The sequence below is a fragment of the Prosthecobacter sp. genome (assembly GCF_029946185.1).
Lineage (GTDB): Bacteria > Verrucomicrobiota > Verrucomicrobiia > Verrucomicrobiales > Verrucomicrobiaceae > Prosthecobacter.
In genome coordinates this window covers 1-11,083 of record NZ_JAQSEA010000298.1, presented here as the reverse complement: position 1 = coordinate 11,083, position 11,083 = coordinate 1, and the positions used below count along the sequence as shown (strand labels likewise).

Annotated in this window: 7 protein-coding genes; 3 read left to right on the top strand and 4 right to left on the bottom strand. The window is 59.4% G+C overall.

Going from position 1 to position 11,083, the window contains the following annotated elements; genetic code table 11:
• Positions 1 to 20: 20 nt before the first annotated feature.
• Positions 21 to 320 (bottom strand): hypothetical protein, encoded by a 300-nt coding sequence (locus PSV43_RS24460; RefSeq protein ID WP_300203882.1) that lies wholly within the window; start codon positions 318 to 320, stop codon positions 21 to 23.
• A 1,872-nt stretch (positions 321 to 2,192) separates the two neighbouring features.
• Here PSV43_RS24460 and PSV43_RS24455 point away from each other — a divergent pair.
• Complete coding sequence (locus tag PSV43_RS24455) at positions 2,193 to 2,621, top strand: DUF2306 domain-containing protein (RefSeq protein ID WP_300203880.1); 429 nt, start codon at positions 2,193 to 2,195, stop codon at positions 2,619 to 2,621.
• Positions 2,622 to 2,663: 42 nt separating this feature from the next.
• Here the strand turns inward: PSV43_RS24455 and PSV43_RS24450 are convergent, their stop codons facing one another.
• From PSV43_RS24450 to PSV43_RS24440, 3 genes are all read right to left on the bottom strand, one after another.
• Entirely contained in the window at positions 2,664 to 4,145 is a 1,482-nt protein-coding gene (locus PSV43_RS24450; RefSeq protein WP_300203878.1) for a hypothetical protein, read from the bottom strand.
• 413 nt (positions 4,146 to 4,558) lie between these two features.
• A complete protein-coding gene (locus PSV43_RS24445; protein ID WP_300203876.1) occupies positions 4,559 to 5,665 on the bottom strand; it encodes a hypothetical protein in 1,107 nt (368 codons plus the stop codon).
• A gap of 28 nt (positions 5,666 to 5,693) precedes the next feature.
• Positions 5,694 to 6,413 (bottom strand): M50 family metallopeptidase, encoded by a 720-nt coding sequence (locus PSV43_RS24440; protein ID WP_300203874.1) that lies wholly within the window; start codon positions 6,411 to 6,413, stop codon positions 5,694 to 5,696.
• A 358-nt stretch (positions 6,414 to 6,771) separates the two neighbouring features.
• On the opposite strand from PSV43_RS24440, the gene PSV43_RS24435 reads away from it, so the two are divergent.
• Complete coding sequence (locus tag PSV43_RS24435) at positions 6,772 to 10,785, top strand: PQQ-binding-like beta-propeller repeat protein (protein ID WP_300203872.1); 4,014 nt, start codon at positions 6,772 to 6,774, stop codon at positions 10,783 to 10,785.
• Positions 10,786 to 10,867: 82 nt separating this feature from the next.
• The coding region (locus PSV43_RS24430; RefSeq protein ID WP_300203860.1) for a hypothetical protein at positions 10,868 to 11,083 on the top strand (216 nt) is incomplete at its 3' end.

Sequence of the window (11,083 nt, the reverse complement as noted above, 5' to 3'; positions counted from 1 at the left end):
AAACGAGCGTCAACTGTGCCTCAAAGCTTCTTCAGCACACGGTCATGGGGAAAGCAGCGCTTGGCCAGTCGGACCAGATCCTGGCGGAGCAGGGGGGACATGTGGACAAATACCCTCTTTTTGCGCGTGCTGCCTGACGCAGGCTTTTCGATGGTCAGGTCGTTGCAGGAGAAGCAGGCATCAAACTGATACCGGCCTCCGGAGGTGCGAAGGGTGAGTCTAAGTGCAGGGTTGAAATCGCAGAGGGTGCGGTCGCCGTAGCTGTCGTAGTCGAGCAGGCGTCCTAGCAGCGCTCCATCCTCTCGAGGGTCCAGTATCACGGCTTTGCGCGATGTCTCAGGGATGTTTTCGGTTCCCTCGCCTATGCGCGAAACCTCTACACGGGCCAGATGCATTTCTCCATACTGCGCCGCCGTGCATCCGAACATTTCGAGTTCGTCCCTGTAAGGGTAGAGAGCCCGAATCAAGAGATGATCTTTCCGGTGCATCTCTCTCAGAGTTTCGTACTCCAAGGCTGATGAACGGGGGGTGCAGCAGGTCATTCCCATGCATACGAGAAGGGAGGCGGAGGCGCTGTGATAAAGGTTCATAGGAGAGTGAGGCGGTCTTTGGAGCACGCTCGCGGCGGTCGCGTTCAATTGAAACGGGTTTTGGCAGTTTTGGCAGTTTTGGCAGTTTTGGCGGTGCCTTTTAAAAGGGGGAGCATTTTCAATGTGGGAGGTTTCGGTGGTTTCGTTGGTTTTGAGGGTGCGTTTTGAAAGGGGGAGATATTCCGCAGCATCGCCAGGGGTGGATACGAAAGGGGGGAGGAGAGTTTCGTGGCAGGAGGAGGAAAGACGTTTCTCAAAGGTTCTGCCACAAGGCTGTGTCAGTTCGTTCTTGGAAGGGCAGGAGGAGGGAGCACGTGGGCCAAGAGAGATAAATAGAATATGTAACGATATGCAAGTTACTGGTATGGTTATGCCAGGAGACTTTGAAAGCAGGGCTGCATTCTCTTCGTGGCAGACAGGTTCTCGCGCAGCCAAACCGCTGGACGTAGGTTGGTCGTGTTTGGCGTCGAAAACACTCCATACTCCACCACTTCCTTCGCCAAACCGCCCGACTGCGAGGACGTCCGCATGCCGGAGTGTTTGCGGCACGCTGATGGACGGGCGGGCTGTCGCCACACCCATCCTACGACACCTGCGGTTTCATGGCAGGAAGTGGCAAGGGATGGCATCAACAGACAGTTTCACCTGACCTGCTCATTCTGAGGCGGCATGGGAGGCCAGGGCGGGGGCTGTGCTGGCTTTCAGGAGGTCTTCCTGACGATCCCTTGCGTACTACCATAAAATAATACCCGCGTCCACCAGACACCGATGCCCAACCCTCCAGCCCGCATTTCCACCCATTTGAGTTTCGGCGAAAACTACTCATACCAGGGGCAGTTGAAAAGAGGTCTGGATGGAACGGCGCTTATTTTTGAACCGCAGAGAATGAACGGTCGCAGAGAGAAGAAAATTTGAATTGAAGCCGCCGCCCTCTGCGTCCGTCCAATCTCTGCGGTTCATCCGGTTTTGTTCACCGGGACCGAGTCTGGAGAGGCTACGTGAGATACAGACCCGTTTTTAATGGTTCATGGCATCACCCCTCTGAAAACAAGCTGACAGAACTGACAGACCTCTCCCGCCCGTTTGATTCCTGGGTTCCTCCCGTCATTTGAAAAAACTCCCCCTTTTTAAATGAACCGCCAAAACCGCCAATACCCTCCCGCAGCCGGTGGTGAAAAATCGGGGCTCCTTCCAAAAGGCACCCTCAAAACCATCAAAACCCCCGAAACCTCGCGCATTGAAAATGCTCCCCCTTTCAAAAAGAACCAGCAAAACCAGCAAAACCTCCGAAACCTCCCCTCTCTTGTTTTGACTGGCTTTCCTGAGACAAAAAGAGTCCCTCTTTCTAAAAGTACCGCCAAAACCGCCGAAACCTCCAATACCCCCCCGGGGCGGTGCTCGATGAAAATCAGGTCCCCCTTTCAAAAAGAACCAGCAAAACCAACAAAACCTCCGAAACCCGGTCATCGGGGCGGATGGGCACGCAGGCCCTGTAGCGCCCCGGATGGCAGGCGAGGGATGATGAAGGGCAGGCAAAGACTCAGCGGCCAAACCTGTCGTAGTACTTGGCACCGTAGTTTTCGTAACGTTTGATTGCGTCGCATGCCCAAGCTCCACCGCTGGATGGGCAGGTGCTATGTGCTGAATGTCTGCTTTGTGACGGGGCCGGCCAGTCTGATCATGGCGTTTTATGCCAATGGCGGAATCACCTCGCGGCTGGCGTTCATCACCCTCGCTATCGGATGGATCGTGACCACCCGCATGGGCTGGCGGCTGGCTTTGAGCAGGCAGTGGCAGCGCCATCGGGCATGGATGATGCGCAGCTATGCGCTGACCCTTTCTGCGCTCACACTCAGGGTGTGGAAGTATACGCTGGTCCTGCTGTTTGAGCCACGACCGATGGACCTTTACCGAGTGGTCGCATGGCTGGGGTTCGTTCCCAATGTGCTGCTGGTCGAATGGCTGATCCGTCGTCGAAAATGCAGATCAGTCAGTGCAGAGGTTGGAAAAAACGCCCTTCACTCAAGTTAGGCGAATGTCCTTGTATTCCTGAGTGTGCACCCAGGCTGGAGGTCATTGAGGATGTTCCAAATCAGCCGCGATGTTTTGCAAGGAAGGTTCCAGATCAGCGGGCACTCCCACGCGGCTGATCATGCGGCGGAACTTGGCTGAGTGTGCATCTGTCGTGAGCTGGGGCACGACTTCGAAGGTGATTTGGATGTCGTGCAGAAGCCCTGTGATGGTCAGGCGCTCATCAAGGCGGGTGCGTGCCAGGGGGAGGTCTGGCGTGGCGCCTGGGATGGGTTCCAAGCGGATGATGATGTGATTGCGCTCCACCTGCTCGGCCTGCCATTCGCGCACTTCGCGCAGGTAATCGAAGGCATGCTGGAAGGGATAGGCGGTCAGGGGGCGATAGCCGGAGGTGGACTTGACCCAGAAGAAGTCCGCTGCACGGCCGATGATGGTTTCAATGCGCGGCAGTTTGTTGCCACAGCCACAAGGCTCGGTGGCCATCACCAGACGGTCGCCTATTTCATAGCGAATGAAGGGCTGGACGGTATTGGCCAGATTGGTCATCAGGACTTTGTGGCCGAGCTGTCCGGGTGGCACAGGGCGGTTTTGCTCATCCACCACTTCGAGTATGATCCAGTCAGCGTTGACATGGGCACCGGTCCCGGTGGGGCAGCCGTTGGTCATGAACATGCACTCGCCACAGGCATAGTTGTCCATGACCGGTGCCTGAAAAGCCGCGCTGATCCTGCTGCGGGCCTTGAGCGTGAGAGTTTCGCTCCAGGTGACCGCCTGCTTCATGCGGGGCAGGTTGAGCTGGTCGGTCTTCAGCGACAGCAAGTCGAGCGTGGTCGGGGTGGCGGTCAGCACTGCGGGGCTGAAGGCGTTGAGTTTTGCGATCAGATCGGGATCGTTGGCAGGAAGAAAAAGGAACCGCATGTAGCGATGCATGTACTCGGGCAGATGCTGCCAAATCCATGCCGATGGGAAGAAGCCCTGCTGGCTGATGAGCACCGCGAGCCGTGTGGGATTCCAAAGATTAAGAATTGGCTGAAGGAATCTCCTGGCACCGCGATAGGAGATGTTGCCACGCGTCATTTGAAAGGCAAACAGCAGGTTCAGCACGAGTTGATTTTGCACAATCAAGGTCGGCTGCCCTTGGCTGCCTGAGGTGTGTGAGACGGTGTATTTCCCCTGGAAGGTCTGGTTCACGTTGCCCGTATCGGCAATGAATTCTTCGACGGTGGCATGGGTGACGGCGGGGTCTGTCACCACTTGGTCGAAATGGGCCATCATCTCCGCTTTGGTCGTGACCGGGTATTTAGACAGATCGACGCAGTCCGCATCAATGTGGCGGAATTTTTCCCGGTAATAAGGCGAGCTGGCGCGGGCGGTTTTGAGAAACTGCCTCAATCGTTTTTGTTGCACCTGATGCAGCCGGTCAGGGGACATCTGCGTGGCTGCATATTGGAGGTAGGTCCAGCAAGAGTGCTTGATGAATGACAGGAAACTAACTTTTTTCTTGGCGCTGGCAGAGGACGACATAGGCAGTGTGTGAGTTAATGCTGGTCATGAATGGCACTTGATTAAGGCGGAGCATCGTGAAACTCACAGCTTACGCGCAGCGCTCCGAGGAGCGTGGACTTTAGTCCGCTGCACTCCGCCACACACACCCGCTCCGCTTTGGCACGCTGCTTTCGCGACACCGAGCATCACCGTGTTTGCGGTATTCAGTGCGAGCCATCACACGTCCCACGCGGACGACCTGCTGCGGACTCAAGTCCGCGCTCCGTGGCTCTTTTTCACCTTCGTGGGTGAATGGATGAATCCCTCGACATCCGCCTTAATCAAGTGCCATTCATGCTGGTCATCTTTCAATCAAAAGCCGAACTCCGGTAACTTGGGTGGTCCAAGGCCGTGTGGTGCCACGCCAGGCCTGAGTAATCAAACGGTGCCCCCTACTTCTGATAAATCGGCAGGAAGTGGTGATGTACGGAGAGGCTGAGCAGAGCGAGGGACGTGGCATAGACGGCCCCGGCGCTCTTCTCATTCCCATTGCGCGGATACCAACTGCCGTCCTTACCCTGGGCGGCGATGAGGGTCTGCTCGGTCTTTTGGCGGGCGGTGGCGGCGTGATCTCCGCCGCGCTGGTACATGCCTTGGGCGTAGTAGTAGCAGCCGTAGAAGAACCAGGGTTCGTTGATTTCGGGCGGGGACTTGAGCAGCCAGTTGGCGGAGCCGAGGACTTCGGCGGTTTCATACTGGCCGCAGACCTGGAGGGAGAGGAGTCCGGCGGCGGTGGTGGAGAAGGTCTGGCGGCCGCCGTAGGGCTCGTAGCTGAAGGCGGCGGCATCGCTCTTGGGATTGCCGTTGGAGTCACGCTCCACGCGGTAGCTGCGTTTGATGTAGGCCACGGCGCTGTCGATGGCTCCTTTGGGTACGTCAAAACCGGCGTCCTTGGCCGCACGCAGCGCCATGACCTGCCAGACGCTGACGGAGATGTCGCTGTCGCTGGAACTCGGCTCATAGCGCCAGCCGCCGCGATTGGCCTCACTCTTCGGCACCTGCTGGGAGCGGATGATGAGCTGAATCGCGCCCTCCAGTTGTTTGTGCAGGCGTTTGTCCGTCGCTTCATCCGGCGCGTGGCCGACCATCTCAGCCAGCATGAGGGACATGATGCCATGACCGTACATGCGTGAGCGGTCGCTGCGCCCGAGGTAGCCGTTTTCATCAGGCTCCACACCTTCCACGACAAAACGCAGCGCCCTGCCGCAGGCGATGCCTTCGGGCGTGGGGTCGTCCGGCATGTGTCCCACGGAGGCCAGCCCCATGAGGGCGAGGGAGGTCATCGCCGCACTGTGGGAGGGCAGGTCACCGCGCTTCGGTTTGGCATCCGTTTTTTCATCCACGATGAAGCCGGAGGGCTTCTGCTGCGTGATCAGCCAGGCCACGGCCTTTTCCACCGAGGCTTTGACCTGCGGGGAGATCAGTTCCGGCTTGGGGGACTGTGCGGCGGCAAGTGGGGTGACCGCTGAAAGGATAAAAAGTGTTCGGAGGAGGCGCATCAGGGGACGAATAGAGTCCAATGCACTCTCAACGTGCGTTCATCCAAGGAATTTGCGGCTCATTCTGCAACTCCTTCCAATTGTTCCAGGCCAGCATGCCAAACAGAAGCAGGGTGAAAAGGCCGCTGCCCACGCGAATGCTGGAGTCGATGTCCAGCAGGCTGAGGACGCCATCTTGCAGGCGCAGCCAGAGATCACTGGTCACGGAAAGCACGGCCAGACTCACCGCACACGCGAGGCTGATGGTCAGCACCTGCCGCTGCTTGCGTGGCCCAAGGTAAGCCTGGCAGAGCCGACCGCCATCAAGTGGCAGCACGGGCACGAGATTGAGCAATGCCCAGAAAATGCTGACCACGGTGAAGGCATCCAGCAACTGATGCAGCCAGAGCGAGGACGGCGGCCAGAGTGTCATGGACCAGCCGACGGCAAGACCCGCAAGGATTTGCAACCCGGGACCTGCCGCACTGACGAGGAAGTCTTCCTGCCGAGTGCGTGGCTTGCTGCCGATGGCCAGGCCGCCAAAGCCATAGAGTACGATGCCCACCCGTCGGTCGCCGTAGTTCCGCATGGCCAGCGCATGCCCCAGTTCGTGAATCAAGATGGACAGCAAGACCGCCGCCACCCAGGCCAGCAGGCCGCGAAACTGCTCGGGGGAAGTGGCGCTCATGCCACCACCCATGAGCGCGGTGTTCAGCCAGAAGATCCAGTGGATCTGGATGGGGAAGTCAAAGAGGGTGAAGCGGAGCATGGGGAGAAAGAGAATGTCGAATGTCGAATGCGGAATGAGGAATGTCGAATGGGGAGATGGGGAGATGGGGGAGGGAAGCAGTGGGGGAGTCAATGGTATTCCGAAAATGACACCGCCGCATGCGCGTGCCACGCAGCCCGGAGCGCGGAATTTATTCCGCAGCAGGTCGCAAACATGAGGCTGTTGATGCGTTGCCTGAGAGGCGCAAGCACGGTGGTCCTCGGTGTGGAGAGAGCCGGTGTGGAATAAGAACTCTGCGGGCAGCGGAGATCTGCTTAATAAATTCCGCGCTCCTGTCCTGCAAAAACCTCGGAAACATCCCCGCTTCAGCCTTCGTTACGCGCTGTTCCTCAAACTCATGAAGCATCTTCTTACCTGCCTCCTTCTTTCTGCCACCGTCCTCCGGGCGGACGATGCTGCGGATGTGATTTCTCAATCCGGCGTCAAAGGAGGGATCGTGGTGCATGTGGGCTGTGGTGACGGCAAGGTCACTCAGAGCCTGCGGGCCAGCGAGCGCTACCAGGTCCAAGGACTGACGCAGGATGCAGGGGCGTTGCCGGGGATTCGCGAAACGATTCATCAGTCGGGCAAATATGGCCCCGTGGCGGCGGACTCCTGGGATGGGACGCATCTGCCTTACATCGAGAATTATGTGAACCTGCTGGTGGTCGAGGACGCGGCCGCTGTGGCGAAGGAAGAGATCGACCGGGTGCTCACGCCCTTGGGTGTTGCGATGGTGCGCAAGGCGGGCGGCGGCTGGGAGAAGATCGTGAAGCCATGGCCGAAGGACATGGATGAGTGGACGCACTATGCGTATGACTCGAAGGGCAACCCGACCTCCAAGGACATGCTTGCCGGGCCGCCTTCACGCATGCAGTGGGTGGGGAATCCGCGCTGGAGCCGCCACCATGACCGCATGTCTTCGGTCAGTGCGGAGGTGAGCGCGGGCGGGCGTCTCTATTACATCATGGACGAGGGCAGCCGCATCTCCATCCTCATGCCGGCCAAGTTTGCACTGATCGCACGGGATGCCTTCAATGGCACCGTTCTTTGGAAGAAGCAGATCACGCAATGGAGCACGCACCTGTGGCCGCTGAAGTCCGGCCCCACGCAGCTCACGCGCCGTCTCGCGTCCATTGGGGACAAGGTCTATGTGACGCTGGGCATTACCGATCCCATCACCTGCCTCGATGGCGCCACGGGGGAAGTGATTCGCGAGTATCCGCAGACCAAGGGCGCGGAGGAGCTGCTCTATCGCAACGGGACGCTGTATGCCTTGGTGAACCCCGAGCCATGGCGCTTGAATGATGAGTTCGCCGTGAAGCAGCAGAGCGATCAGAAGCGCGTGGAGACGGAGTTCAACTGGGATGGCAAGACGCGGCACCTGATGGCAATCGACGCGGAGAGCGGCAAGACCCTGTGGAAGGTGGACGACAAGGTCGGCCCGATCACCATCGCTCTGGATGACAAGCGCATGGTGTACTACAACGGGGATGGTCTGACGAGCCGGGATGTGAAGACCGGCGCGGTGCTCTTTGCCGATGTGCCTGAGGCCCGCCGCAAGCTCTATGAATTCAACTTTGCGCCGCGTGTGGTGCTCAATGACGACGTGATCCTGTATGCCGGGGGCGATGGTCTGATGAAGGGCATCCACGCGGACACGGGCAAGGAATTGTGGAGTTCATCGCATGAGAAAAGCGGCTACCGCAGCATGGAGGATGTGATCGTGGCGCAGGGTCTCGTGTGGAATGCAGGCACCACGCAGGGGAACCAGTCCGGTGAGTACACGGGGCGCGATCCGCTGACGGGAGTGGTGAAAAAGCAGTTCTTTCCCGACGTGCCGCAGGGCACCTACTGGTTCCACCACCGCTGCTACATGGCGAAGGCCACGGAGAAGTTCCTCATTCCCTCCCGCACCGGCATTGAGTATGTCGATATGGAGAAGCAGCACTGGGATCTGAACCACTGGGTGCGCGGTGCCTGCCTCTACGGCGTGCTGCCTTGCAATGGGCTCACCTACGCTGGACCGCACAACTGCGCCTGCTACCCTGAAGCGAAGCTGGACGGCATGAGCGTGATGGCCTCCGCTCCGCGATACCCCATGCCGCCTCACACCGCTGACTCTGCGCGTCTGAGCAAGGGGCCTGCGTATGCCGAAGCCATCACTGAAACACCGGCAGATGCCAAGGACTGGCCCACCTACCGCTCTGACAATGGTCGCAGCGGCTTCACCAATCAGGATTTGAAAAAGGACCTCGGCATGGCCTGGGAAGTGAAGCTCACCCCGCCGCTGAGCACGACGACGAGCGCCGCTGGGCTGACCTTTGTCTCCGAAGTGGACAAGCACACGCTGCATGCCTTCGATTCCGCCACCGGCAAGGAAGCCTGGCATTTCATCGCAGGTGGCCGCATGGACTCACCCCCGACTTACTGGCAGGGCAGGGTGTTCATCGGCGGCAATGACGGCAACGTGTACTGCCTGCGTGCCAAAGACGGTGCGCTGGTGTGGAAGTTCCAAGGAGCGCCGGTCATGATGAGCCACGGGGCGTGGGAGATGATGGAAAGCGTCTGGCCGGTGCATGGCAGCGTGCTGGTGGAAAACGGTCTCGTGAGCTTTATCTCCGGCCATTCCTGCTTCCTCGACGGCGGCCTGTGGTTCTACCGCGTGGATGCCAAGACCGGCGAGATGAAGGTGAAAATCAACTACGACGACCGCGACCCCGAGACCGGCGGCGACTTGAATGACCGCCACAAGACCCTGCAAATGCCAGTCGCTTTGAACGACATCCTGAGCAGCGACGGCAAGTGGACGTACCTGCGCACGCAGAAAATCGGACCCGATGGCAAGCGCGTGGAAGTCGGCCCTGTGAGCGGAGATTTCGACAAGCAGGGCGGAGCGCAGAAGGGCGAGGGCCAGCACCTCTTCGCGCCGATGGGTTTCCTCGATGACTCCAACTTCCACCGCAGCTACTGGGTCTATGGCAAGAGCTTCGCAGGGGGTCACGGCGGCTACTTCCAGGCCGGGAAGTTTGCCCCCTCGGGCCGCATCCTCGTGCACGATGACAAGAACGTGTACTCCTACGGGCGTGAGGCGCAGTACTTCAAGTGGACGACCACCATGGAGTACACCCTCTTTGCCACACCCAAGGGCGCGCCGGATGAAGCCTTCGAAACCGAGCCCGCCACCACCGAGCGCAAGGGCAACAGCGTCGTGCTGGATGAAAAAGGCGTGCCGCTCGCGGTGCAGCCCAAGGGGGAATCGCAGGTGGGTCACAACGAGACTTTGAAAGCTCAGGCGGACGCCAAAAAGAAGGGCATGGGCAAGGGCAAAAAAGGTGGTGCCAAGGGGGGCGGCAAAGCGAATGGCGCGCCAATCCCCGGCAGCGTGCAGTTTCCCAATGTGCCGGTGCTTGATCCCACCCAGACGCCGATCACCGTCGAGGCCTGGGTGCTGCCGGACAAGCCAAGCGGCACGATTTTGAACCATGGCGGCCCGAGGCTGGGCGTGGCGCTCGATTTCCATGACAAGAAGCCGCAGTTCCACATCCGCAGCGATTCCAAGGTCAGCACCATTGTCTCCGCAGAAGCACTCACCGACGGCTGGCACCACATTGCAGGTGTCCTGGCCGCCGACAAGAAGATGACGCTCTACATCGACGGCAAGCTCGTCGCCGAAGGGATGGCGGGAGAACTGATTGCCGCCAAGCCGGCCAATCCGCTGATCGTGGGCAACGGTAACGGCGTCGCTGATGAAAATGCCGGGGGTTACAGCGGGCTGCTGGATCAACTGGCCATCTATCACAAAGCGCTGAGCGCCGCCGAGGTGCAGCAGCGTTTCGAGCAGCCGGAAGCGAAGCCGGTGGATGCGGTGCTCTTCTGCAACTTCGACAATGGCGACTCACGCGACAACTCCGGCAATAACGTGCACGGCGTGGGCGCTGGCGTCGAGTCGGGGAAGGGCAAGGTGGGCGGCGCGCTGTGGTTCAAGGGCGGCAGCGATGCCAAAGGTGGCAAAAAAAGCGGCAGCTTCGTGAAGCACACCTGGGACCGCTTTGTCCCCATCGTCGCCCGCAGCATGGCGCTGGCTGGCAAAACCGTACTCGTCAGCGGCGCACCCGACACCATCGACGAAGAATATGCCTTTGAACGCCTCGCCGCCAGAGACCCCGCGATTTTGGAGGAACTCAAAGCACAGGACGAAGCGCTCGAAGGCAAACGCGGTGCCAAGATGTGGGCCGTGAATACCGAAACCGGCGAGCAAAGCTCGGGCCTCGAACTCACCAGCCCAGCCGTGTGGGACGGCATCACCGTCGCTCAGGGCTGTGTCTTTGTGGCCACAATGGACGGCAGGCTGCAATGCTTTGGGAAATGATGGAAGAGGCGAATGACGAATGATGACGCGCTCTCCGGAACGTAGGTTGGGTGTGTTTGGCGCATTCCGACTCCGCAACCTCATGCACACCTCTCCGCCAAACCGCCCGACCACCAGGGCATTCCTACGTCAAGGTGCCTGCCGTGAATGGCGCTTGATTAAGGCGGAGCATCGTCAAATTCAGCGTCTGGTGCGCAGCGTTCCGAGGAGCGCGGACTTGAGTCCGCTGCACTCCGCCGCACCCACCCGCTCCGCTTTGGCACGCTGCTTTCGCGACACCGAGCATCACCGTGTTTGC

What these genes read in the sequence shown, in the direction of transcription:
- PSV43_RS24455 (WP_300203880.1), top strand. Translation starts at nt 2,193, where the DNA reads ATGCCCAAGCTCCACCGCTGGATGGGCAGGTGCTATGTGCTGAATGTC.
- PSV43_RS24450 (WP_300203878.1), bottom strand. Translation starts at nt 4,145, where the DNA reads ATGTCGTCCTCTGCCAGCGCCAAGAAAAAAGTTAGTTTCCTGTCATTC.
- PSV43_RS24445 (WP_300203876.1), bottom strand. Translation starts at nt 5,665, where the DNA reads ATGCGCCTCCTCCGAACACTTTTTATCCTTTCAGCGGTCACCCCACTT.
- PSV43_RS24440 (WP_300203874.1), bottom strand. Translation starts at nt 6,413, where the DNA reads ATGCTCCGCTTCACCCTCTTTGACTTCCCCATCCAGATCCACTGGATC.
- PSV43_RS24435 (WP_300203872.1), top strand. Translation starts at nt 6,772, where the DNA reads ATGAAGCATCTTCTTACCTGCCTCCTTCTTTCTGCCACCGTCCTCCGG.